23 protein-coding genes are annotated in these 24,145 nt (G+C 31.5%); 11 read left to right on the top strand and 12 right to left on the bottom strand.

All coding sequences use genetic code 11. The features are described 5' to 3' along the window. Positions 1–239 precede the first annotated feature (239 nt). On the bottom strand, positions 240–617 hold the full coding sequence (locus tag D1815_RS06045; RefSeq protein ID WP_027391321.1) for a LysM peptidoglycan-binding domain-containing protein: 378 nt from the start codon (positions 615–617) through the stop codon (positions 240–242). A gap of 152 nt (positions 618–769) precedes the next feature. Between D1815_RS06045 and D1815_RS06040 the strand changes: the two genes are divergently transcribed. The 4 genes from D1815_RS06040 (at position 770) to D1815_RS06025 (ending at position 4,075) form a co-directional block, all read left to right on the top strand. Further along, positions 770–1,558, top strand: a complete 789-nt coding sequence (locus D1815_RS06040; RefSeq protein ID WP_118386318.1) for a tRNA pseudouridine(38-40) synthase TruA — start codon at positions 770–772, stop codon at positions 1,556–1,558. 4 nt (positions 1,559–1,562) lie between these two features. Further along, on the top strand, positions 1,563–2,210 hold the full coding sequence (locus D1815_RS06035; RefSeq protein WP_118386317.1) for an MOSC domain-containing protein: 648 nt from the start codon (positions 1,563–1,565) through the stop codon (positions 2,208–2,210). 6 nt (positions 2,211–2,216) lie between these two features. Beyond that, the gene (locus tag D1815_RS06030) at positions 2,217–3,350 is read left to right on the top strand and encodes an NAD(P)/FAD-dependent oxidoreductase (RefSeq protein WP_027391324.1); all 1,134 of its coding nucleotides are present in this window, start codon (positions 2,217–2,219) and stop codon (positions 3,348–3,350) included. Positions 3,351–3,430: 80 nt separating this feature from the next. Continuing rightward, entirely contained in the window at positions 3,431–4,075 is a 645-nt protein-coding gene (locus D1815_RS06025) for a hypothetical protein (protein WP_118386316.1), read from the top strand. Here the strand turns inward: D1815_RS06025 and recQ are convergent. The 4 genes from recQ to epsC form a co-directional block, all read right to left on the bottom strand. Next, entirely contained in the window at positions 4,072–6,186 is a 2,115-nt protein-coding gene (recQ, locus tag D1815_RS06020) for a DNA helicase RecQ (RefSeq protein WP_118389897.1), read from the bottom strand. The two genes, D1815_RS06025 and recQ, sit on opposite strands and share 4 nt — an antisense overlap. Before the next feature lie 138 nt (positions 6,187–6,324). Next, positions 6,325–6,696, bottom strand: a complete 372-nt coding sequence (locus D1815_RS06015) for a VOC family protein (protein WP_118386315.1) — start codon at positions 6,694–6,696, stop codon at positions 6,325–6,327. A gap of 95 nt (positions 6,697–6,791) precedes the next feature. Beyond that, positions 6,792–7,676: a cysteine synthase CysM gene (gene cysM / locus D1815_RS06010; protein ID WP_118386314.1), complete on the bottom strand. Its 885-nt coding sequence runs from the start codon at positions 7,674–7,676 to the stop codon at positions 6,792–6,794. Then, complete coding sequence (epsC, locus tag D1815_RS06005) at positions 7,676–8,467, bottom strand: serine O-acetyltransferase EpsC (RefSeq protein ID WP_108804366.1); 792 nt, start codon at positions 8,465–8,467, stop codon at positions 7,676–7,678. The genes cysM and epsC overlap by 1 nt, the downstream gene beginning before the upstream one ends. A 294-nt stretch (positions 8,468–8,761) precedes the next feature. On the opposite strand from epsC, the gene D1815_RS06000 reads away from it, so the two are divergent. From D1815_RS06000 to D1815_RS05985, 4 genes are all read left to right on the top strand, one after another. Next, positions 8,762–9,646, top strand: coding sequence for a dienelactone hydrolase family protein (locus D1815_RS06000; RefSeq protein WP_118386313.1), 885 nt, complete (start codon positions 8,762–8,764; stop codon positions 9,644–9,646). A 43-nt stretch (positions 9,647–9,689) separates the two neighbouring features. Further along, a complete protein-coding gene (locus D1815_RS05995; RefSeq protein ID WP_027391331.1) occupies positions 9,690–10,373 on the top strand; it encodes a DUF2461 domain-containing protein in 684 nt (227 codons plus the stop codon). A gap of 75 nt (positions 10,374–10,448) precedes the next feature. After that, the gene (gene gap, locus D1815_RS05990; RefSeq protein ID WP_118386312.1) at positions 10,449–11,438 is read left to right on the top strand and encodes a type I glyceraldehyde-3-phosphate dehydrogenase; all 990 of its coding nucleotides are present in this window, start codon (positions 10,449–10,451) and stop codon (positions 11,436–11,438) included. 140 nt (positions 11,439–11,578) lie between these two features. Then, a complete protein-coding gene (locus D1815_RS05985; protein ID WP_118386311.1) occupies positions 11,579–13,807 on the top strand; it encodes a DUF5916 domain-containing protein in 2,229 nt (742 codons plus the stop codon). Between the two features lie 27 nt (positions 13,808–13,834). On the opposite strand, the gene D1815_RS05980 is transcribed toward D1815_RS05985, so the two are convergent. After that, positions 13,835–14,875, bottom strand: a complete 1,041-nt coding sequence (locus D1815_RS05980) for a sensor histidine kinase (protein WP_118386310.1) — start codon at positions 14,873–14,875, stop codon at positions 13,835–13,837. A gap of 39 nt (positions 14,876–14,914) precedes the next feature. Continuing rightward, a complete protein-coding gene (locus D1815_RS05975) occupies positions 14,915–15,676 on the bottom strand; it encodes a LytTR family DNA-binding domain-containing protein (protein ID WP_051335921.1) in 762 nt (253 codons plus the stop codon). A gap of 227 nt (positions 15,677–15,903) precedes the next feature. Here D1815_RS05975 and D1815_RS05970 point away from each other — a divergent pair, with 227 nt between their 5' ends. Further along, on the top strand, positions 15,904–17,034 hold the full coding sequence (locus D1815_RS05970) for a T9SS type A sorting domain-containing protein (protein WP_118386309.1): 1,131 nt from the start codon (positions 15,904–15,906) through the stop codon (positions 17,032–17,034). An 80-nt stretch (positions 17,035–17,114) separates the two neighbouring features. Here the strand turns inward: D1815_RS05970 and D1815_RS05965 are convergent, their stop codons facing one another. The 5 genes from D1815_RS05965 to D1815_RS05945 form a co-directional block, all read right to left on the bottom strand. Continuing rightward, entirely contained in the window at positions 17,115–17,864 is a 750-nt protein-coding gene (locus tag D1815_RS05965) for an SDR family NAD(P)-dependent oxidoreductase (RefSeq protein ID WP_027391337.1), read from the bottom strand. Positions 17,865–17,916: 52 nt separating this feature from the next. Then, positions 17,917–18,498 (bottom strand): TetR/AcrR family transcriptional regulator, encoded by a 582-nt coding sequence (locus D1815_RS05960; protein WP_118386308.1) that lies wholly within the window; start codon positions 18,496–18,498, stop codon positions 17,917–17,919. 80 nt (positions 18,499–18,578) lie between these two features. Further along, a complete protein-coding gene (locus D1815_RS05955; RefSeq protein ID WP_118386307.1) occupies positions 18,579–19,106 on the bottom strand; it encodes a GNAT family N-acetyltransferase in 528 nt (175 codons plus the stop codon). Between the two features lie 11 nt (positions 19,107–19,117). Beyond that, positions 19,118–19,867 carry a C40 family peptidase gene (locus D1815_RS05950; protein WP_118386306.1) on the bottom strand — a complete coding sequence of 250 codons (750 nt, stop codon included), beginning with the start codon at positions 19,865–19,867 and terminating at the stop codon, positions 19,118–19,120. Positions 19,868–19,933: 66 nt separating this feature from the next. Beyond that, positions 19,934–21,112, bottom strand: coding sequence for an acetyl-CoA C-acyltransferase (locus D1815_RS05945; RefSeq protein WP_027391341.1), 1,179 nt, complete (start codon positions 21,110–21,112; stop codon positions 19,934–19,936). Positions 21,113–21,291: 179 nt separating this feature from the next. Between D1815_RS05945 and D1815_RS05940 the strand changes: the two genes are divergently transcribed. Next, positions 21,292–23,337, top strand: a complete 2,046-nt coding sequence (locus tag D1815_RS05940; RefSeq protein ID WP_118386305.1) for an HD family phosphohydrolase — start codon at positions 21,292–21,294, stop codon at positions 23,335–23,337. Positions 23,338–23,402: 65 nt separating this feature from the next. Then, complete coding sequence (locus tag D1815_RS05935; protein WP_118386304.1) at positions 23,403–23,984, top strand: hypothetical protein; 582 nt, start codon at positions 23,403–23,405, stop codon at positions 23,982–23,984. Positions 23,985–24,145: the final 161 nt, after the last annotated feature.

Raw genomic sequence — 24,145 nt, 5'->3', positions numbered from 1 at the left:
ATAAAAATATACTTTGGTTAATAATTATACTAAAATTGATAATATATTATATGTTTCAATGTCAAATATTCAATTTACAAACCTTTTTTATGGGAGAATTAACTGTATTGATATTGTTAAATTGTTAAATAAGTCATAATTACTTATCGTTAATGGAATACTTCACCGTGAGAGTAGAACAAAAAAAAGACCGCTGTAAAGCGGTCTTTTTAATATATGTGTTATAAGGTCTATCTAATCTATAGATTTGGAATAATTAATTCTTGATCCGGGTGAATTACATCGGGATTCTTTAGAATATGTGTGTTTGCAGCAAAAATTTCTTTGTACTTCATAGGATCTTTGTAGTAATGCTTTGCAATTTTACTTAATGATTCACCACTTTTTACAGTATGTCTATGATATACAGAACCATCTGCTACGTCAATGTCAGCTACAATATCAGATGGAGCTTCTCCACCGATTTCTTTTATTTTATCCCAAAGTTGATTTTTCTCATATTGAGTATTAGCCGTTCCTTTTACTTTAAGAACCCCATTTTCTTCGGATACATCACCATTTTGGATATTTAATTCTTGTCCTAAATCCAAAACGTCTTGATATTTTGCTTTAACCATAACTGAGTTGATTTTTTAAATTATTAATTAGATTTACTCAAATATAATAATTTCTAAAGTTGATTTTATACTATTTACTCATTAAAAAACATCTTATTATCGATGAAATACATAATTTATCTATATTCGAATACTTTTAAATAATTATCAATATGTTTAGAAAACGATACTATTACCTTATTAAACTACAATATTTAGGTTTTAGATATCATGGGTGGCAAAAGCAGCCTAATGTTAATACACTACAAAGAATGGTTGAACGAACCATTAATTATGTCCTAGAAACAAAAGATTTTAAAGTATTAGCGGCTGGACGAACGGATGCAAAGGTATCTGCAAATGAAGCTTATGTAGAATTATTTGTGGATCATAATCCGTTGGTGCTAAAGGATTTTTTTGAGTTATTTAATCAAAATCTACCGCAAGATATCAGAGGTATAAGTATACAGGAAACAGATGAGTACTTTAATATTATACAGCATCCAAAAATTAAAGAATATATATACTTGTTTTCCTATGGGAAAAAATTTCATCCGTTTAGTGCTCCTTTTATGTATAATGTTATAGGAGATTTGGATATTGATAGTATGATGGAAGCAGCAAAACTATTTGAAGGGAGACATAATTTTAGATCTTATTGTCATAGACCTAATGCAAATACGATTTTACACGGAGAAATAATACAATGTGAAATTGTAAAAAATGATTTATATACAGCAAATTTTTTTCCGGATTCGAGTTATTTGTTTAGAGTAAAAGGAGAGGGTTTTAAAAGAAACCAAATAAGATTAATGATGGGGGTGTTATTAGATTTAGGCAAAGGTAAAGTGGATATAAATTTTATTAAGAAAACATTGAATCCTATGGAAGAAGAAATTACTTTAGAGCATATTGTTCCTGGTTCCGGGTTGATTTTAAATACTGTAAAGCTAAAAGAATAACTAAATGAAAGTAGTATCCACTAATATTGGAGAAACCAAAACGATTTCTTGGAGAGGAAAAGAAGTTAAAACGGGTATTTATAAGTATCCAGTTGATGAACCTATTTATCTAGATAAAGAAGATGTAAAAGGTGATCACGTTGTAGATCGGCGTGTTCATGGAGGTGTAGATAAAGCCTGTTATTTATATGCAGCTGAACATTATCCATATTGGAAAGAGAAATATCCTAATCTAGATTGGGATTATGGAATGTTTGGCGAAAACCTAACAGTTCTTGGACTTGATGAACGATTAATTAATATTGGAAGTGTTTATGTGTTGGGAGAAGCGTTGGTGCAGGTTTCACAACCTAGACAACCTTGCTATAAATTGGGTGTACGTTTCGGGACTCAAACAGTTTTAAAACAGTTTATTGAAGCATTAATACCTGGAGTGTATCTTAGAGTTTTAACTCCAGGGGTAGTACAAACTGATGATATACTTATTCCACATGAAATACATACAGATGGCGTATCAATCAAGGATATGTATAAGTTGTTTTATGATCAAAATTCGCATGAAACTTTAGCTAAAAAAGCAATAAATGACCCTTTTGTTACTACTAACAATAAAAAGAATATCCTAAATAGATACGGTAGCTCAATTTCTTAATTGATTATGAATGTAAGAGTAATTGAAAACTTGATTATTGGCGCCGGGCCAGCTGGATTAGCAGTTGCGGGTCGTTTTGTTAAACAAAATGTTCCTTTCGAAATAATAGAAAAAACAGATAAAATTGCTTATAGTTGGCATCATCACTACGATAGACTTTTATTGCATACAGTAAAAGAACTTTCGTGTTTACCTTATTTAGAGTTCCCTGATGAGTATCCTAGATACGTTCCTAGGGCTAGGTTAGTGGCATACTATGAGAATTATGCAGAACATTTCAATATAAAACCTCAGTTTAATATAGAAGTACAATCCGTACAGAAAGAAGATGGGTTTTGGCGCGTAATAACGGATAAACAAAGTTATCAAACAAAAAATGTCATTGTTGCTACGGGAATAAATAGAGTTCCTTTTTTACCTGTTTGGCTGGATCAAGAAAAATTTGATGGTGATATTATTCATAGTAGAGATTATAAAAATGCAATCCCTTTTGTAGGAAAGAAGGTGTTAATCATTGGTATGGGTAATACTGGTGCAGAATTGGCGCTAGATTTAAGTGAACATAATATTGATGTTAGTATTTCTGTCAGGAGTCCTCTTCTTATTGTGCCAAGAGATATTAATGGTCGTTCCGTGCAGCTCACTGCAAAGAAATTAGAGAGATTGCCTTTTGGTTTAGGAAGATGGATTGGAAAACAAGTACGCAAGATTGTTATTGGAGATCTTTCTAAATATGGAATTTTATCTTCTAAAAAAGATCCAATTGATCATTTAAAACAAACAGGAAAGACACCTGTTATAGATCTAGGTACCGTTAAACAGATTAAATCTAATAAAATCAAAGTAATTGGAGATGTTGCGTCATTTTACGCAAATGGGGTACAATTAATAAATGAGACTAAATTAGATTTTGATGTTGTTCTATTAGCAACAGGGTATAGAGCTAAAGTAAGCGATTTTATAGATAACACTGATGGGCTATTAGATCAATACAATATTCCTAAACAAGTTGTCGCCGATGGTAAGCATAAGGGATTGTTTTTTGTGGGTTTTGATAATTATAAATTAGGAGGGATATTAGGAACTATTATAGCGGATTCTAAAACAATTGTATCTAAAATTTTAAAAGATGCGTTATAATTTCACGGTTAACAGTGTTTTATTGAGTATATAGTCTTACTAGATTTGTTAAGTTTTTTTTATCAATTTATAAGAGTTTAATGAAGGATATATTATTTCTATTTTTGCTTGTAGTAAGTAAATCTTTATTTGCTCAGGAACCTCGTCAACCTATAGTTGACTATGAAGAAAATAATCTAATTTTGGATAATTTTCCTGCGATTTCCGAAGATGGTTCTCATTATTTAGCTGTGTATAATCAATATTCGTGTTGTATTTATTTGGGAAATTCATTACAAAAGATAGAAACGAGTAGTGGAAAGATCTTAAGTGAAATTATTATTTCTCCAACTGAAGAGTCCGTTCAATTCACCATTTCTAAGCAAAAATCTATTTATAAAAACATAAAGCATCTTCTTAAAAGTAATCATTATTATACAATGAAAATGATTGACAAATTTAAAGTAATGTATGGAGAAGATAAAGATGAGTTGTATATTATGGTTAATATATCTGATAACATATACGTTAGTAAGAAATTTATCTTACCCAGAATAAACTCTCATGGTTTTTGTTGTAATGGGGGTATCGATATGAATGAAAACTGTTTACTAAATCAAGAAATAATCAATGTTTCTTTTTCGATTAGACATAATGTTCTTTTGGTAGAAACAGGTTTAGATCAGCTTGCAGATGGCTGTGATCAAGGGCCTTTTTATCAAGTGATTCCTATTTCAAAAAATTAGTCGTTTTCCAGAATAGCTAGTGCCAGTTTGATAGAGTTATAATCCATTGCTTGTTCAAAATGCTCAAAATATGGTTTTAACCCGTCCGGATTATCCAATGTTTCTTTGGCTTCTTTTACAGATTTAATATCAGCGTTACTAATAAATTGCTTTAAATCAATGTCTTCTCCATCATTATACAGCTTCATGATATGAGAAAAAATAGTTGATTGTGCTAGTTTTCTTTCTTGAGCGATTTCTTCTATGGACAACCCTTGTTTATATAAATTAAAGGTTTCTTTATGAGAGTTGCCTTTATTCTTATTTGATTTTTTCTTCTTCTTTGTTTTTTCTGTAGAAAAGTCAATGATCGTTTTAATGAATTGATATCCATAGTTTTGCATTTTCATTTTCCCAACTCCATTTATTCGCATAAACTCATCATCACTCATCGGTCTTACTTTTTCCATTTCTTTTAAGGTTGCATCATTAAATATTTGATATGCAGGAATACCAGCTTCTTTAGCAAGACTTAAACGTAATTCACGTAATTTATCAAATAATGTATTAGATGAAACTTTCTTGGTTTGCTCAACATTCTTTTCTTTAATTTTTTCTAATTCGATAAGATTTGCAAGACGTACTTTTTCATTTTCAAAAAGAACTTTTTTTGAAAGTTCAGTAAGTTTTAATTTGTTGTTTAAGTGAAAAGCAATTTCTAAATATCCTTGATTTATTAATTGAATGATATATTGTTGCCAATCTCGCCAAGAAATATCATTCGCGATACCGTAAGTTTTAAGTTGCTGATATCCTTTATCTAGTACTAATGCATTCTGGGCACCTCTTAATACATCGATTATAGTTCCTATGGGTTCTTCTTCTTTAATTCTAGCAACGGTAGATAAAGCTTTCTGAGCAATTATAGTGCCATCAATAAAACTAGGAGGATTATTACATACATCACAATTACCGCAATCCTCTTCTATTAATTCTCCAAAATAACTAAGTAATATTTTCCTTCTGCAACTTAGAGAATCTGCATATTGCTTCATTCTATCTAATTTTGCCATTTGGACTTCTTGATTCCCGGAGGTAGTTGCAAATTTTTGTAATTGAACAACATCTGCATAACTATGAAAGAGTAGTGTAGCAGATGGTAGTCCATCTCTTCCTGCACGACCAATTTCTTGATAATATCCTTCAATGTTTTTGGGTAAATTATAATGAATAACCCAGCGTACATTGGACTTGTCAATTCCCATTCCAAATGCAATGGTAGCACATACAATTTGAATATTATCATTTATAAAACCTTCTTGTACATTGGCTCTTTTTTCGTGTGGAATACCAGCATGATATGCCTCTGCAATAAACCCTTGATTCTGTAGTTTTTCTGCTAACATTTCTGTAGTCTTTCTACTTAAGCAGTAGATAATACCAGAATCGTTAGGCTTGTCTTCTAGAAAATTAAGTATCTGCTCAATTCTTTTATTTCCCGGGCGAACTTCGAGACTTAAATTTTTACGATCAAAAGAAGCTAAGAATTGTTTGGCATTTTTAATATTAAGTTGTTGACAAATATCTTGCCTAGTTGCTTTATCCGCTGTAGCAGTTAGTGCAATCAAAGGTGTGTTAGGGAATCGACTTTTTAGATATCCTAATTGTGTATATGCTGGTCTAAAATCATGACCCCAGGAGGAGATGCAATGAGCTTCGTCGATTGCGATTAAACCTATTTCTATTTGTGATAATAACGAATCTAAGAAATTCAAACTCTCCGGAGCTACATAAAGTAGTTTAATTTCCTGATTAAGGATTTTTTGATAAATTTCTTGTTGTTCATTTTCGTTTTGACTACTATTTACAAATGCAGCTTCGATTCCATTAGACTTTAGTCCATCTACCTGATCTTTCATAAGAGCAATCAATGGAGAAATAACTAATGTAATACCAGAAAGAAGTAAAGCAGGAAGTTGATAGCAGATAGATTTTCCACCACCAGTAGGCATGATTACAATATTATCATGACCATTAAATATAGAATTAACAATGTCTTCTTGTAATGGTCTGAAGCTATCATACCCAAAATATTCTTTTAGCGTGCTTAAAATTTGTTTTTGATCTGGCATAAATGCAAAGAAAGGAAAAAAGCTTTCAAAAAATAAATGATACTGGTAGAGCTTATCAAAATATTTATAGTGATTGATTTTTCTATTTAAAAAGCCCAATGAATAGACATAATAAAGCTTGATTGCTTTTTTGATATCTTAGACATGTTGGTCAATTAGGATAGTATTTCCATCAGGATCTGTTAATACAATACTTGCTGGTCCACTTGTGTTCTCGTCCGCCTCTTTTTGTAATTGTATGTTTTTGTTTTTGAGGTGCTTTTGAATTTCTCTTATGTCTTCAAAATTTTCAAGTTTATTAGCTTTTTGACCCCATCCTGGATTGAAAGTAATAATATTATTTTCAAACATTCCTTGAAAAAGCCCGATAAGAGTTTTCTCATTTTTCATTATTAAATAATTGTTTTTTATGTCTCCTGCAAATACTTCAAACCCTAAGTTTTCATAAAACTCTTTTGAGATATGGATATTCTTAACATTTAGACTTATTGAAAATGCACCTAATTTCATTTTTATGTATATTGTTGTGAATCATAAAATTAATGAAATTTCTATTTATCAAAAGAAGCGTAACTAATGTTTTGAAATAAAATGTATTGAGTATATTATAAAAATAAATCAGAGCTTAAATAACGATCACCGCGATCACAGATGATTGCAACAAGAACTCCGCTATCTATAGTTTCTGCTAATTTTAAAGCCGCGGTAACAGATCCACCGCTGCTCATACCAGAAAACACGCCTTCTTCTTTTGCTAATCTCTTAGCCATATCTGTAGCTTCTTCTTGACTAACTTCTATAACTTGATCCACTTTCGAAGGATTAAATATTTTTGGTAAATATTCTTTAGGCCATTTTCTTATTCCAGGAATTCTTGATTCATCTGTGGGTTGTACACCTACAATCTTAACTTCTTGAGATTGTTCTTTTAGATATGTGGATGTCCCCATAATGGTACCCGTAGTTCCCATAGAAGAAACAAAATGTGTAATCTTTCCATCGGTATCTTTCCAAATTTCGGGACCAGTAGTTTTATAATGAGCTTTCCAGTTGTCATCATTGGCAAACTGATTTAACATAACGTATCCGTCGTTGTTTACCTTTGCTTCTGCATAATCACGTGCTCCTTCGATACCAACATCTGCTGATGTTAAGGTCACTTTTGCACCATATGCTCTCATGGTTTGAACACGTTCTTTGGTAGAATTTTCTGGCATCACAAGTTCAATATCTAAATCAAAAATACCTGCAATCATTGCTAGTGCTATCCCAGTATTTCCGCTCGTCGCTTCTATTAATTTTGTGTTTTTATCAATATCTCCTCGATCTAAAGCAGACTTTATCATGTTATAAGCTGCACGATCTTTTACACTTCCTCCAGGATTATGCCCTTCTAGTTTTAAGTATAATGTTATGTTTGGGTTATTAATTAGGGAAGTAGCTTTTACTAAAGGTGTATTTCCGATGAGATCTAAAATGCTATGGGACATTAAATTACTTTTTTTATCTTGATTTCTGATGTGTTTGATATAATCGAATTTTCTGGTACAGAAGAAGTTATCCAAGCATTACCACCAATAGTACTGTTTGCTCCAATAACAGTAGTGCCACCAAGTATCGTTGCATTCGCATAAATGGTAACATTATCTTCTACCGTAGGATGTCTTTTTACATTGCGAAGCTTTCTATCCACGTATAAGCCACCTAACGTTACACCTTGATATATTTTTACATTATTCTTTATAATTGCAGTTTCTCCAATAACAATTCCTGTAGCGTGATCAATAAAAAATGATTCTCCAATTTCTGCTCCAGGATTAATGTCTGTACCAGTTAATCTATGAGAATACTCTGTCATAAGTCTAGGAATAAGAGGCAATCCAAATTTTAATAGCTCATGGCTTAATCTATAGATCGCAATAGCATAAAATCCAGGGTACGCGAGATAAACTTCTTCAATAGAATTAGCTGCAGGATCACTTTTTATAAAAGAATCTGCATCCTTATTAAGTTTTTGCAATATCTCAGGGAGTTTTTCTAAATATGATTGCCATATTTTACAACAAGGTCTTTCAGTTTCCCAACAGGCAAGATCTACCAACTCTTCAAAAGTTTGTTCAAGTATAGCAATGTTTTTTTCTACTTCTGTGTCAGAATCGAATAAGGTGTAAAAAAGAAGATTAGTGAAATACTCTGTTCTCTCCTTAAGTTTTAGCTTTAGATTAGGATTCTTTTTCTGTTTTTCAATCTTAGCTATAATTTGTTCTCTTTCTTTAGTCATAGTGCCTATTTTGAAAAGTCTAGTAAATATATAGAATAAAGAAATAGAGAAGTCTTATTTAAATACAAATACTTACATTTTTACAATAATAATAACAAAGAATGGTTAGAATTGATAGTAATACATAAAATTTGGTTAAAAAGATAAGACGGTTTGGTATTCTTTTAAGATGAATTACCTTTATAAGGTTTACAAAGAACTCGATCTATACTTATTGTTTTTTATAGATATAGTTAGTGATAAGATTAGCACAGGAAAAAAAACTTAATTTATCAAATAATAATAGCATAAATTATGAAAAAACTCAAAAAGGAAGATATTAAACAAGAGGTGTTTAACTTATATGATGAGTATGCACATAGTAAGATTCAGAGAAGAGAGTTTATTGAGAAGTTGGGGATCTATGCTGTAGGAGGAATTACAGTTCCTTCTTTGATGAGTTTTTTAATGCCTAATTACGCGGATAACTTGATAGTTGATAAAAATGACACTCAATTAGATTCTAATTACATTACATATAATTCGGAAAAAGGGGGAGGAGAAATAAAAGCATTGTTTTCTAAGCCTAAAGATATAAAACAAAAATTAGGTGGAATTGTAGTTGTGCACGAAAATAGAGGGTTAAACCCTTATATAGAAGATACAGCAAGGAGAGCGGCGTTGGGAGGTTTTATTACCATTGCGCCTGATGCGCTATCCCCATTAGGAGGATATCCAGGTAATGATGACGAGGGAAGAAAATTGCAAAGAAAACGAGATCGAAATGAAATGCTAGAAGATTTTATAGCAGCATATAAATATCTAAAACAGCATGAAGAATGTAACGGTAAAATTGGTGTGGTAGGGTTTTGTTTTGGAGGATGGGTTTCTAATATGATGGCAGTAAAAATAGAAGATCTAGCTGCTGCTGTTCCTTTTTATGGAAGTCAACCTAAAGAGGATATTGATAAAATAGAAGCTCCATTGATGCTTCAATTTGCTGGTCTCGACAAGCGTGTTAATGAAGGTTGGCCTGAATATGAAAAAGCTCTTAAAAAAGAAAATAAAGAATATGAGGCTTTTACATATCCGGAAGTAAATCATGGTTTTCACAATACAAGTACGCCAAGATATGACAAAGAAGCTGCAGAGTTGGCTTGGAGTCGCACGATACAATTTTTTAAGGAAAAGTTAGTATAGCGTACCTCAATACAATAAAAATATAATCATTAAATCAAAATATATGGAGATTAGAATTCCTGAATTGGCATTCGAGTTTTTAAAAGATCTAAAAAAGAACAATCATAGGGATTGGATGCAAGAACATAAAAAACGTTATCAATCTAATGAGAAGGATTTGAAAGCATTTTATGCTTCAGTGACGGAAAGGTTAAATGAAGAAGATGAGATAGAGAAAACTAAGGTGTTTAGAATTAATAGGGATGTGCGTTTTAGTAAAGATAAAACTCCATATAATGTGCATAGAAGCGTTAGCTTTAGTCGGGCAGGAGCACATCGAAGAGGAGGATATTATTTAAGATTAGAACCTGGTAATTCTCGCATGGCTGGTGGTTTTTTTAGTCCAGAACCTAAAGATTTATTGCGTATTCGAAAAGAGTTTGAAATGGATGATCAAGAAATTAGAGATATTTTAGATCATTCAGATTTTAAAAAAGCATTTGGAGGTTTTAATACGGCTTATCAAGTAAAAACTGCGCCCAAAGGATTTAGTAAAGATCACCCATCAATTGATTTGATTAAAAACAAATCATTTTTTGTAGAACACAAATTTACCGACAAAGAGGTATTTGCCGAAGATTTCTTGGAAAAACTGATATATCATTATAGGTTATTAAGACCATATTTTGATTACATGAGCGATGTGTTAACAACGGATTTAAATGGAGTTTCTTTAATAGATGGATAATGTAATTTTAGTTGGGTTTATGCGACTACTATCCTATAATTTTAACCACATTTTAATACCAACAAAAAATAAGATATGAAAAGAATAGCAATAAATGGATTCGGAAGAATCGGGAGAGCTGCACTTAAAGTAATTATGGAGGAGCCAGGCTTAGAAGTTGTAGCAGTTAATGATTTAATGTCAATTGATAATGCTCAGTATTTACTAAAATATGATAGTGTATATGGAATTTTTGATAAAGAAGTGAGTATTCAGGATGATCATTTACTTGTAGATGGTCAGAAGATATTATACTTCAATCAAAGAGACCCTGAACAACTTCCTTGGAAAGAAAATAATATTGATGTCGTAATAGAAAGTACGGGTTTCTTTACAAATAGAGAAGATGCAGAAAAACATATTAATGCTGGTGCTACTAATGTTGTGATTTCTGGACCAACAAAAAGTAAGGATACACCAACAGTAGTCCATGGAGTTAATACAGAAGATGGAAAAACAGCTATATTTTCTTGTGCTAGCTGTACTACGAATAATATTAGTCCTGTTGTAGAAATCTTAGGGAGAACTATTGGAATTAAAAAAGCAATATTAAATACTATCCACGCGTATACAGCTTCGCAAACTTTGGTTGATGCACCATCAAAGAAAAATCCTAGAATGGGTAGAGCAGGAGCAGTTAATCTTACACCAACTTCGACAGGAGCAGCAATTGCAACAACAAAAGCGTTGCCACAATTCGAAGGTAAATTCGATGGTATAGCTGTTAGAACTCCTGTACCTGTTGGTTCCGTAAGCGATGTGACGTTTATAGCCGAAAGAAACACTACTGCTGAAGAAATTAATGAAATACTTTTAAAAGAAGCTAAAACCGATAGATATCTTAAAGTTTTGGATGTTACCTATGAACCTATCGTTTCTTCTGATATACAAATGAATCCTTTTGCTTCTACTGTGGATGCATCTATGACAAGAGTAGTAGATGGTGATTTGGTTAAAATTATGATCTGGTATGATAATGAGTGGGGTTTTACGAATCAAATGATTAGACAAATTTTAGAACTATAATACGTTATGGAATAAAGTATATCCAAAATCTTATGGTTTTGTTTGTAATAATTTTAACATAAACTAAGCTTTCGTATTATATTTTTGAGAATTCAATATCAAAAACTACTGATTATTAAGAATAAATACGAAGCTTTAGCATGAGATTTTGGATTACTGTACTTTTATTTAATTTAGGACATCAAGTTTTTTCCCAAAAAAATACTGCCGAAAAAAGGTCTTTTATTGTCGGTACCACTTCAGAAAGTATAACAATTGATGGTCAGTTAGATGAAGCTATCTGGACAAAGTTAGAACCTGCTAAAAATTTTACACAGTATTTCCCAAATGATTCTTTACCAGCTGCTGCGCAAACAGAAATATACATGTGTACAGACAAGAAAAATTTGTACATAGGAATTAAATGTTATGCTGCAGGAAATGATTGGGTAATAGAATCCTTGCGTAGGGACTATCGTGCAGGAGGAAATGATAATATAACTTTACTATTTGATACTTTTGATGATCAAACCAATGCATTCTATTTTGGAATTAATCCAGAAGGTGTTCTAAGAGAAGGAACTATAAGTAATGGAGGAAATGTTTTTCAGGATTTTTCTACTTCTTGGGACAATAAGTGGAGAGGGAATGCCAAAAAGTATGATGGCTATTACACGGCAGAACTAGAGATTCCTTTTAGCACTTTTAGATATCCAACACCGTCTAAGAAATGGGGATTTACTTCTTATCGATTTGATACACAGTCTAATGAAATAAGTACGTATCCAGGAACACCGCGAAATCAAGTTGTTTTCACGTTAGCATATCCCGCAGAGATGATTTGGGAAGAAGATCTAGTCACTAAAAGTAGTGCGGTTTCTTTGATTCCATTTGTTTCTACAGGGATCAATAAGGACTATGAGGATAATCTACCAACGGATCAAATTTTTGAAGTAGGAGGTGATGCTAAAATTGCATTAACACCTGGTTTGAATTTAGATTTAACCGTAAATCCCGATTTTTCTCAGGTTGAAGTTGATGAACAAATAACCAACCTAGATCGTTTTGAAATTTTTTTTCCAGAACGAAGGCAATTTTTTCTTGAAAATGCTGATCTTTTTGGACAGTTTGGTTTTTCTAATATTAATCCATTTTTCTCTAGACGTATTGGAGCAGGAGAAGATGTAGTTAATGAAGAATTGGTTCAGAATAGAATTTATGGAGGCTTTCGTATAAGTGGGAAGTTAGATCCGAAGACCAGAGTGGGTTTGCTAAACATGCAAACAGCTTCTAGTAAATCGCAAGGAATTCCAGGAACAAATTTTGGTGTTGGAGTTATACAAAGAAAGATAGGTGTACGTTCTAATATTGGAATTATTGGTGTAAATAAACAAGCCGTAAATTTTGATGAAAATCTAGATACTTTAGATATAAATCGGTATAATAGAATGATAGGACTAGACTATAACTATTCTACTAAGAGTAATACTTGGTTTGGAAAAAGTTTTATTCACTCAACTTTCTCTCCTGATACCGATATGGCGATAGCACAAGGTACAACTGTGAATTATAATACTAGGAAATTTGGAGCATTATGGAAGCATGAATATGTCCACGAAGATTATAATGCAGAAGTTGGATTTACGCCTAGAACCAATTATGTAAGAGTTAGTCCTTCTGCAGAACTTAGGTATTATCCTCAAAATGATTTTTTAAATAACTATAGTTATGGCGCTGAGGCGGATGTCTTTTGGAGACCCGAATTTGGGAAAACGGATCATTTTTTCTCAGTTGGGTTAGGAGGGGAATTGTCCCAAAGATCAAATTTTGGTTTTAATTTAAATCATAGTTATGTATATCTTTTTGATCCATTTGATCCAACAGGTACTGATTCAATAGAGTTGGCTGCAGATCAAGATTTTTCTTGGATAAGTTTTACCGGAAACTATCGTAGTGATCGACGAAAAGTATTTAGTTGGAATCTAAGTCCATACGTCGGAGAATATTTTAATGGTTGGAGATACGGTACTAGAGGAGGCTTTAACCTACGTTTTCAGCCCAAAGGTTTTTTCTCTCTAAATTACGCAGTTAATGTTTTTGATTTACCTCACTTAGATGGCACAAGAGAGACTTATTTAATTAGCCCCAGGATAGATTATACGTTTTCTAAAAGTTTGTTTACGTCTGTTTTTGTACAGTATAATTCACAAAATGATAATACCAACATTAATGCACGAATCCAATGGAGGTTTGCTCCAGTATCAGATTTAATACTCGTATATACAGATAATTATCTAACAGGAAATGTAGATGATCCAATGAATCGATTTGCTTTTGATGTAAGAACTCGTTCCATAGTCTTAAAAATCACGTATTGGTTAAACTTGTGAAATAGTTGATCAGATATCGTTTAGTTTTTAGTATTCTATAGGTATTCTCATAATAGTTTCTACACCATTGTTATTTTTTAGATTTCTGAATGTGAAGTCAAAATTCTTATTATAAAGGGTAAATAACCTGTCTTTTATATTTTTAATGCCCATTCCCGAAGATTCAACATCTTTTATGATCTCTCCATTATTGGTAATGTTAATTAATAATTTATTATTCTTTTTTGAGATACTTAGCTTGACATTAAGGTTTTCTACAGTATAAGAATATCCATGTTTAAAGGAATTTTCAATAATAGGTTGAATAATCATACTTGGAATTAAAGTATCCTCTATATCTTCTTCTATTTGAATATCCATGGTTAAATGATCAGAAAATCGTATTCTCATAATATCGATATATTTATTTAATAATGATATCTCTTGATGTAAAGGAATTAAATTCTCATTTTTAATGATTAAAACTTCTCTTAATAAATCTCCTAAAAAAACAATCATATCCTGAGCTTTTTTTTGATCTTCTATGATTAAAGCAGAAATACTGTTAAGGGTGTTAAAAAGAAAATGAGGGTTTAGTTGAGATTTTAACGCTTCCATTTTAACATTAATAAGTTGTTCTGATAATTGTGCTTTTTGTACCTCCATTTTACTGGTTCTATTAATGTAATAATAAGAATAGATGATGCTTACAAAACCTACATACCCCAGAAAATCACGACCCGAAGAATGCACTAACTCAGATATGATTTCGCTTTTAGATAAGGAAATAGTACTATCTTCGGTAATTATTAAATAAATGACTCCTGATAAAGTAACAAGTAATCCATAAATCCATGATAATACGAAGTGGATGGGAATGATATATACCCATTTATAGTTTCGATTGATCATAATTTTTGTTACTATAAGAATAATGAAAACTATAGGAGTAATGATAATTGTTGTAGGGATTATTTGTTGAATGATTATGCGAAACCATTCGGTGTTTTCAATAGCTCTATCTTCAAGATAATTTAAAAAAAACTCTTGCAGTATCGTCACTGTTTTGTATCCACTGACGTACCCCATAAGGATTAAGAATAGTTTTTTATCTATTAATTTTCTCAATTACACTCCCATTTTGGTTAAAAACGTTTTTTTGTAACTCTTACTAATCCTAAATTGATTACTGTCTTTCATTTTTACATGAATTGCTCCATAGCCCGAGTTTATAAGTTCCTTTATGAAATCAATATTAATAATTGTGGATCGATGGATTCTTATAAAATGATCTGGATTTAACATATCAAGTAGGTTTTGTAGAGATTCCCTAAGGAGGTACTTTTTGTTTTCTGTATATATTTCTGCATAGTAGTTAGAAGCAGTTATATATGTAATTTCATTTAGAGGGATAAATATAGTTCTGTTTCTTAATGGGATAGGAAGTTTTTTGATGGGATTTTTATCCGCAACACGAACATGATTCATTAGGTTGTTTACCTTTTTTTGAAGCAGAGAAGTGTCTTTTTTATGAAAAGCCTCAATTGCTTTATTAACAGATATATAAAACCGACTTTCATTAAAGGGTTTTAATAAATAATCAAAAGCAAAAAAATTAAATGCTTTTAATGCATAAGCGTCAAAAGCCGTTACAAATATTATCATAGGAGCTTTTACTGAAATTTTCTCTAGAATATCAAAACCGGTCATATCTTTTAGTTTTATATCTAAAAAAATAAGATTGGGTTTTAATGTGTCGATCATTAAAATAGCTTCCTTTCCAGTTTTGCATATACCAATGACATTAATCATGGGCTCCGTTCTAAGTAAGTTATTAATTAAGTTCCTTGCTAAAGGTTCATCATCAATAATTAATGCTGAAATTTTCATGTCCCCGATATATCTACATTTTTATTATGCATTTATGGAACAATTTAGACAAAAAATGTATGTCAATCATTTATTAATTGCATTCACATCAAAATATGATGTATTCACTTCAAAAAAAAGGTGATCTACTTCAAAGTGGTGTAGAGATATTACAAAAACAAATAATTTTAAATTGAAATAACGAAAACACATCATCTATTTATTATTTAATTTAAAAGAACAAAAAAATGAGAAAACTTTATGTTTTAATACTAGTTATAGTATCATCGGTAGCTTATTGTCAAGAGGTAACTACAGTTTTAGATTCTCCTGATGCGATTGTAGATGATGCTTTGGCTATAGATTTCAGAGGTAATTTATATGGATCTAATTTTTTTGGAGATTCAGTCTATAAAATTGCACGATCAGGAGAGGTAAGTGTATTTGTATCCGGATTGGCTAATCCTAATGGATTAGCTTTTGATCGTCAGGGTAATCTTTTTATAGCAGAATTTAGTGCCTCCGTTATCCACAAATATGATAAGGAGGGGAATTTGTTAAAAAGTTTTCCTGTAGATGGAATACCTTCTGGAATGATTCAGTCAAGGCATAGAAATTCGATTATTTTTACTGATGTACGTAATAATGGAATCAAAGAATTATTATCGGATGGAACAGTTAGGGTGTTGTATACTGGAGAACCGCTTAATGCCCCAGTGGGTTTAGCTTTTGATAGAAGAGGGATGCTATACATTGGAAACTTTAATGATCGAAAAATATATAAATTAAATACCAGAAGTGAAGAATTAGAATATATTGCTACAGTTCCTGATTCCGGTACAGATTTTCCTTTCTTAGGATTTATAACTTATGCAAATGGTTCACTTTTTGGTACCAATTATGGAGAACATAAAATTTATGAAATCAATCCTGAAAGAATTGATGACGTTTCCATTTTCGCAGGAAGTGTTAACGGGGCTATGGATGGAGATATTACCGAAGCTACCTTTTCTTATCCTGCAGGAATTACAGCTAATAGAACAGGAACTGCATTATATGTTTCTGAACTTAGTGGATTAGGGAATATAAGAAAGATATCAAGCAGACCCTATTTTCCTCGACGTAATTTTAGTGTAGAAATATTACAAAATCCTGTAAAAGATATACTTGACCTTAAATTTAATTCAAAAAACGAAGGAATTATAAATATTCGAATTTATAGTCTGTTAAAAGGTGATTTGATTTTGGAAAGCCAGCAATTTATGGAAAAAGAAGTGTTTAAAACTCAGATTAATATAGAAGATTTTAGAAGAGGAGGATATATTTTAAAGGCAGAAAAGAACGGGAATATTAGAAGTAAAATTTTCATAAAAAATTAAAAATAAGACGAGTAGTTTATAAAATTGAAATAGGAATATGTCATAAAATAAAACATATTCCTATTTTTAATTTCAATATTCTAAATCTGACTTAACCCTCCATCAACTTCTAATTCTACACCGTTAATGTAAGAAGCATCGTCAGAAGCTAAAAATAGTGCAGACTTGGCAATTTCATCAGAGCTTCCGAAACGTCCTAAAGGAACTTGTTCAGCGAATCCTTTTCCCATTTCTTCTACAACATCTTCTGGTAATCCCATCTTGCCATAAAGAGGTGTTTCAATAGGTCCAGGAGCTATTGCATTTACTCTAATACCTCTTGATTTCACTTCTGATGTTAAAACTCTCTGATATGCACGTAATGCACCTTTTGATGCTGAATATATGCCTAATCCATCAAACCCTTTTTGATGAACAACAGAATTTGTAAATAGAATTGTCCCTCCATCATTGATATGAGGTAAAGCTTCTTTAGTAGCGATGATCGGACCTTTTACGTTTATATCAAAAATGTTGTTATAATGTTCTTCTGTAACATCAGTAGTTGGTGTAGGAGTTGCAATTCCAGCATTTAAAAATAATATATCAATTTTTCCATATTTGTTGGTTGCTTCTTCTATAAGCCTTTTATTATCTGCAGCGATACTAACATCCGCTTTGACCGTTATAAAGTCTCCTTTTAGTTCTTTCGCTACTTCGTCAAGAGCTTCTTGTCTTCTTCCAGAAACTACTACTTTGGCGCCTTCTTGAAGATATAATTTAGCAGTAGCTAAACCAATTCCGCTATTAGCTCCTGTAATTACTGCTACTTTGTTGTTTAATTTACTCATGTTATATGTGTTTTATTTGAAACAATCGTTTCAGATTAAGTTAAAAAAAATATTAATATAGTATTGTAAGTACCATTTTGATTAAATTTCTAAGCTCATTTTCATTCGAATTTAGGATTCCAGTCATTCTTAAGCCTTGGATGGATGAATATAAATATAAAGCATATTGTCCAGCAGTTTGTTTTTCGTTAAAAACCTTTTCCATTTGACCATTATGTACAACATCTTCTAAAAGTGCAATCATTTGTTCCTGATTTTGCTCCATAAAAGATTGTATTAAGGGTTCTTGATTGGACATTTCGGATTTACAATTCACGATTAAACAACCTTTATGATCTTCGTCTTCCAATATATCTTTTAAATACCATTCGAAAATTGAGAGTATTGTATCAGAAGCGTTATGTGTATTTACTATTTCTTTACTCATATTATTGTTACCTGCATTTTGGTAAAAAGAAAGTACTTGCATAAACATTCCTAATTTACTTCCAAAAGAATTATAGATACTTGATCGGTTAAGATTGGTAGCATCCACCAAATCTTGCATAGAAGTTCCATTGTATCCCTTTTTATGGAATATTTCAGTTGCTTTTTGCAATACATTGGTTCTATCGAAAGTTTCTACCTTTGGCATACTTTAATGAAATGATCGTTTCAAAATTAATTATAACTTCATTATAATACTGTTATAAAAATACTAAATTTTAAAATTATTTATAAAACGAGTTTCATCATTATGTCCGTTTGCTTGTCGGTACCTAGCATAAAACTATGTTTGTCAAAGGTTTTGAACCCATTTCGTTCATAAAACCTTATAGCATCTGTGTTTTCGTCCCAAACTCCCAACCATATAAAATCTTTCTTCTGATGTTTTGCAATTAGGATAATAGTATCAAGCAATTGTTGTCCAATACCTTTACCTTGATACTCCTTTATAACATAAATACGTTCTATTTCTATTGATTCCCCTTTTATAAGTTCTGTTTGAGCTTTTCCTGTGTTCAATTTAAAATAACCAATAATTTCATCTTTGTATAATGTAAAGAAGAATTTAGATTCTGGATTGAGAATTTCACTTGTGATTTTTTCTAAAGTAAAACTTTGATTTAAGTAATAATCTATGTTTTCGTGAGTATTATGAGGAGGACCAAAGGCATCATAAAAGGTTTGGCGACCAATTTCTAGAAGTTTACGACTATCCTTAGGGAGAACATTTATTATTTTTAGTTCTAGAGGTGTCATTATTATAGATTTTAAACTATTCGTTTAATAACTCTTAATTTATGAGTATATAATCGTTTTTCTCCATTAAAAATCCCAGTGTGATCTATACGATCCACGCGCACTTTGCCGTGTGCGTGGATAATATAGTTATCTTTCATAATAATACCTACATGAGTAATTGCTCCTTCTTCATTATCAAAAAAGGCCAAATCACCAGGCTCACTTTCTTCTATAAAGCTTAAAGGATCTCCTTGTGTTGCTTGCAAAGAAGCATCACGTAATAATTTGTATCCATTTAATTTATAGACCATTTGTGTAAAACCACTACAGTCAATACCAAAATTGGTCTTACCACCCCATAGATAAGGTGCATTAAGGAATAGATAAGCAGTTTCTACCAGTTTTTCTTTAGATTGTATTTCTGTAATCCTATTACCATCATATTGATGTTTAAAAAAATCTAGCGCTCCTAAAGAGGATCCCAAAGCAATTGGCATCAATTGATTGTCTTCACAACTAACAAAATCAATTAAGTCTGCACTGACATCCAACGATTTGGTGTTAAACTCTTTGTATTGGCCCTCAGTGATTTCTATATATTGTTTATTATCGATCCAGCCTTCATATGTGTCAAATGCTAAACGGATTCGACTCCATTTTTTTCGTTTTTCTAAAACTTTAAAGTGTTCACCATACAGAACTTGTGATACCATTTCACTTGGATCATTTGGTTCAAAACGTAATGGCACAATACTAAGATTGCAAATACCGTATAGCATGAATATTTATAGCTACTATATATTAGACATTTAATAAATTTGGATTGCTAATCCTTTTAATTTGTGTTACACACGTTCGATTACCATTGCAGAAGCTCCACCGCCTCCGTTACATATAGCTGCAGCTCCGGTTTTAGCATTATTTTGCTCCAGCACATTCATCAAAGTAATCAGGATACGAACACCTGAGCATCCTAGAGGATGTCCTAATGATACAGCACCACCGTTAACGTTTGTATTAGAATCATTTAATCCAAGTATTTTCATATTTGCCAGCCCAACTACAGAAAATGCTTCATTGAACTCGAAAAAGTCTACATCATCTAAAGAAATACCTGCTTTATCAATTGCTTTTGGTAAAGCTTTTGCGGGTGCTGTAGTAAACCATTTAGGTTCCTGCGCAGCATCTGCATAACTTTTAATTTTTACCAATGGTTTTAATCCTAGTTCAGCTGCTTTTTCTGCGCTCATTACTACGACAGCACCAGCACCATCATTTATAGTAGAAGCATTCGCTGCTGTCACTGTTCCTTCTTTTGTAAAAGCAGGACGTAATGCAGGAATTTTTTCCATTTTTACATTCTTGTATTCTTCATCTTCAGTAATCATAATAGGCTCACCACGACGCTGAGGAACAGGTACTGGAACTATTTCATTCTCAAATTTACCTTCTGACCAAGCTTTAGCAGAACGTTCGTAAGATTGAATAGCAAAGGCATCTTGATCTTCTCTACTAAAGTTATGTTCAGTAGCACATAAATCTGCACAAACCCCCATAGCATTTTGATCATATACATCAACTAAACCATCTCTTTGCATTCCATCTTCTAATGTTTGCGAACCAAATTTATGACCGGATCTAAGTCTTACATAATGCGGAATTAAACTCATATTTTCCATTCCACCAGCAACTACAATATCTGCATCTCCCAATGCAATAGTTTGTGCGGCGTGCATTACAGCTTTCATTCCACTAGCACATACTTTATTAACAGTTGTACAAGGAACAGTATCATTAAGTCCAGCACCTAAAGCAGCTTGTCTTGCCGGAGCTTGTCCATTTCCTGCTTGTACTACATTTCCCATAAATACTTCTTGAACCAATGAAGGATCTAAGTTAATTTTATCTAATGCACCTTTAATTGCGATTGATCCCAATTGAGTAGCAGGAACAGTAGATAAACTACCTAAAAAACTACCTATTGGTGTACGTGCTGCTGATACTATTACAACGTCTTTGCTCATTATACTATATTTAATATGTGTGTTTGTTATTCTGCGAATTTAAGGATTTTTAGAGGATATACATAGCTAAGTTTTTGATTGAATTATTGATTATTAAATAGTATTGAAGTAGTATTTTTTAGACTTCTTCATACTGACTTATTTTTTAGTACTTTTGAGTTATATATACGAATATCCTTGTGAAGAATTTTTTAAATAATTTTTATAAAAATCAATCCTTTTTATATAAGGTTTTTCTTTTTGTAATTACATTAATACTTATCGTTTACTTATTTCCTAAAGGAGGTGTTTTTAAGTATGAATTTACTAAAGGTAAACCTTGGCAATATGAAAATTTATATGCTCCTTTTGATTTTGCTATAGCAAAGACGGAAGACGAAATTATTGGGGAGAAAAAAAGAATTGAGGATAATATCATTCCTTATTTTGAGTATGATACTATCGTATCAAACTTGGCTAAAGATAGATATGAAGCTGCTTTTAAAAGTAATCTAGAAGTATTAGATCAAAGTAGTTCTGGAAAGCAAGCAAAACTTTTTGGTAGAATTATTCTTAATGATATTTATCGATATGGTGTATTACAAGAGGCATATAGTTATGAAAATAAACGACAAATATTTCTTAATAAAGGTAACAAAGCAGAAGCTATTACTTTTGGACAAATATTAACTCCAAATCAAGTAACAACGCTTATTAACTCAAGAATAGATAAGAGTGAGTATACTAAGTTTAAAAGTGGTTTTGTTGCATTGTTTTATGATCTAATTAAGCCAAACGTTACCCTTAATCAAAAATTAACTGAGAGTACCCTCGAAAATGAATTGTCGCAAGTTCTCACAACAAGAGGTAGTGTTTCTAAAGGTAGTAGAATTATAGCAAAAGGAGAAGTTGTAGAAGGCAATCGATTACAAATATTAACATCGCTAAAAGCTGAATATGAATCTCAGGTTTGGAGTGACAAGAATTTTTATTGGATTGTTTTTGGATATGGTATTTTAGTGGCTTTGGCGCTCTTAATGTTATTACTTTTTATTAGAAAATATCGAAGAGATATCTATGATAATAATACCCAGGTAACATTTATAGCGTTCAATGTTTTATTAATGGTATTGATAACTACATTGGTAGTAAAATATAAATCGGATTATATTTATATAGTACCATTATGTATTTTGCCATTAATTCTAAAAGCATTTTTTGACTCGAGACTTGGGTTATTTACACATGTTGTAACTGTATTGATTTTAGGTTTTGTTGTACCCAATAGTTATGAGTATACTTTTTTGCAGATTATTGCTGGAATCGTTACTATACTAACTATTTCGGAGTCTTATAAAAGGGCAAATTTGTTTATTACCGTTGGACAAATTACCGCTATTTATATTGTAGCATATATCGCCTTTCATATTATTCATGAAGGGAGTATTAGTGATATTGATTGGACAACTATAGGATTGTTTGTTATAAGTGGTTTTGCAACGTTAATTGTACATCCATTAATTTACGCTTATGAGAAAATGTTTGGTTTGATCTCTGATGTTTCTCTTTTAGAACTGAGTGATACCAATTCATCTCTATTAAAAGAATTATCGGATAAAGCTCCTGGAACATTTCATCATTCGCTTAATGTTGCAAATATTGCCGAGGCTGCTGCTAATGAGATAGGAGCAAATGTAATGCTTGTTAGGGTAGGAGCTCTTTATCACGATATAGGTAAAATGGCCAATCCTACTTTTTTTACGGAAAACCAAACAGCATCAGGAAATGCACACGACGTTTTATCTCCTAAAGAAAGTGCTAAGATTATTATAAATCATGTAATTCGTGGTATCGAAATAGCAAAGAAAAACAAGCTTCCTGATCGAGTGATTGATTTTATAAGAACACATCACGGAACAAGTACTGTTTACTATTTTTATATGAAAGCTAAGGAGATTAATGAAAATGTTAATATAGAAGATTTTCAATATCCTGGTCCAAAACCATTTTCTAAAGAAACGGCTATTTTAATGATGAGCGATAGTGTTGAAGCAGCTTCTAAAAGTTTAAAAAACCCTACCAGTAGTTTAATAGATTCTTTTGTAGAAAAAATCGTTAATAAGCAAATGGAAGATGGGCAATTTCTTAATGCAAATATTACTTTTAAAGAAATTCAACAGGTAAAAAAAGTATTCAAACGTAAGCTTACTAATATTTATCATCTCCGAATCGAATATCCCGAATAATATTTTAAGATTGGTATGTTATTTGATAAGATAGCTAGTAACATAAACCATCTTAAAAATTTACTATGAAATCTTTCAGAAACTTTGTCATTCTAGTATGTTTACTACTAGGTCTTAAATCACATGGTCAAGTTAGGATAGGAGGAGATGTTTCTATTGACATAAGTATAAATATTCCAGTTCCTGATATTGTAATAGAACAAAGAAAAAATACAACAGTTGATACAAAACCCTCTGCTCCTGTTATACATAACTGTGATCACTTATGTACGCATAATGAAAATGTAAGTTATGGAGAAATTCAAAATCAAAACGGTCCTTTTGGTCGTCAAATATATCAAGTAACTCGTGCAAGATTAGAATCTAATCCTGTTGGTTCAGAAAGTGTTATTTATTTTTTAGATTCTGGAGATGTATTAGAATTAATAATTGTAGCTGCTAATCTTCAAGATTTCAATTACCATACCTATGAAGATAATTGTGATTGTTCACAGCAAAATAGAATATTGGAAGTACTATTAAATAATCAACAAATACAGTTAAGAGATGGAAGTTTATCATTACAACCAAAAAGAAATGGTTTTCACTCTGTTATAAATTTGCATACTGAATTTGAAGGAGATTTTAACGGAACAGTTAATTTTTAGACTAGTATTTTTCATCCATCCAGAAAGTTATAAGGAGTAGTGCTAAAAGAAATATTGGCTTTTATTATTTTTAACAAAATATATAGTAACATACTTTAAAGTTTTGATATTAATTATAGAGGAGCGCAAAATTTTGCACTTATACAAGGGTAGAAGTTATT

Origin of the sequence: Aquimarina sp. AD1 (assembly GCF_003443695.1) — a bacterium.
GTDB classification, from domain to species: domain Bacteria; phylum Bacteroidota; class Bacteroidia; order Flavobacteriales; family Flavobacteriaceae; genus Aquimarina; species Aquimarina latercula.
The sequence above is the reverse complement of the archived record's forward strand: the minus strand, read 5'-3'. Positions and strand labels throughout refer to the sequence as shown.

What these genes read in the sequence shown, in the direction of transcription:
- D1815_RS06045 (WP_027391321.1), bottom strand. Translation starts at nt 617, where the DNA reads ATGGTTAAAGCAAAATATCAAGACGTTTTGGATTTAGGACAAGAATTA.
- D1815_RS06040 (WP_118386318.1), top strand. Translation starts at nt 770, where the DNA reads ATGTTTAGAAAACGATACTATTACCTTATTAAACTACAATATTTAGGT.
- D1815_RS06035 (WP_118386317.1), top strand. Translation starts at nt 1,563, where the DNA reads ATGAAAGTAGTATCCACTAATATTGGAGAAACCAAAACGATTTCTTGG.
- D1815_RS06030 (WP_027391324.1), top strand. Translation starts at nt 2,217, where the DNA reads ATGAATGTAAGAGTAATTGAAAACTTGATTATTGGCGCCGGGCCAGCT.
- D1815_RS06025 (WP_118386316.1), top strand. Translation starts at nt 3,431, where the DNA reads ATGAAGGATATATTATTTCTATTTTTGCTTGTAGTAAGTAAATCTTTA.
- recQ (WP_118389897.1), bottom strand. Translation starts at nt 6,186, where the DNA reads ATGCCAGATCAAAAACAAATTTTAAGCACGCTAAAAGAATATTTTGGG.
- D1815_RS06015 (WP_118386315.1), bottom strand. Translation starts at nt 6,696, where the DNA reads ATGAAATTAGGTGCATTTTCAATAAGTCTAAATGTTAAGAATATCCAT.
- cysM (WP_118386314.1), bottom strand. Translation starts at nt 7,676, where the DNA reads ATGTCCCATAGCATTTTAGATCTCATCGGAAATACACCTTTAGTAAAA.
- epsC (WP_108804366.1), bottom strand. Translation starts at nt 8,467, where the DNA reads ATGACTAAAGAAAGAGAACAAATTATAGCTAAGATTGAAAAACAGAAA.
- D1815_RS06000 (WP_118386313.1), top strand. Translation starts at nt 8,762, where the DNA reads ATGAAAAAACTCAAAAAGGAAGATATTAAACAAGAGGTGTTTAACTTA.
- D1815_RS05995 (WP_027391331.1), top strand. Translation starts at nt 9,690, where the DNA reads ATGGAGATTAGAATTCCTGAATTGGCATTCGAGTTTTTAAAAGATCTA.
- gap (WP_118386312.1), top strand. Translation starts at nt 10,449, where the DNA reads ATGAAAAGAATAGCAATAAATGGATTCGGAAGAATCGGGAGAGCTGCA.
- D1815_RS05985 (WP_118386311.1), top strand. Translation starts at nt 11,579, where the DNA reads ATGAGATTTTGGATTACTGTACTTTTATTTAATTTAGGACATCAAGTT.
- D1815_RS05980 (WP_118386310.1), bottom strand. Translation starts at nt 14,875, where the DNA reads ATGGGGTACGTCAGTGGATACAAAACAGTGACGATACTGCAAGAGTTT.
- D1815_RS05975 (WP_051335921.1), bottom strand. Translation starts at nt 15,676, where the DNA reads ATGAAAATTTCAGCATTAATTATTGATGATGAACCTTTAGCAAGGAAC.
- D1815_RS05970 (WP_118386309.1), top strand. Translation starts at nt 15,904, where the DNA reads ATGAGAAAACTTTATGTTTTAATACTAGTTATAGTATCATCGGTAGCT.
- D1815_RS05965 (WP_027391337.1), bottom strand. Translation starts at nt 17,864, where the DNA reads ATGAGTAAATTAAACAACAAAGTAGCAGTAATTACAGGAGCTAATAGC.
- D1815_RS05960 (WP_118386308.1), bottom strand. Translation starts at nt 18,498, where the DNA reads ATGCCAAAGGTAGAAACTTTCGATAGAACCAATGTATTGCAAAAAGCA.
- D1815_RS05955 (WP_118386307.1), bottom strand. Translation starts at nt 19,106, where the DNA reads ATGACACCTCTAGAACTAAAAATAATAAATGTTCTCCCTAAGGATAGT.
- D1815_RS05950 (WP_118386306.1), bottom strand. Translation starts at nt 19,867, where the DNA reads ATGCTATACGGTATTTGCAATCTTAGTATTGTGCCATTACGTTTTGAA.
- D1815_RS05945 (WP_027391341.1), bottom strand. Translation starts at nt 21,112, where the DNA reads ATGAGCAAAGACGTTGTAATAGTATCAGCAGCACGTACACCAATAGGT.
- D1815_RS05935 (WP_118386304.1), top strand. Translation starts at nt 23,403, where the DNA reads ATGAAATCTTTCAGAAACTTTGTCATTCTAGTATGTTTACTACTAGGT.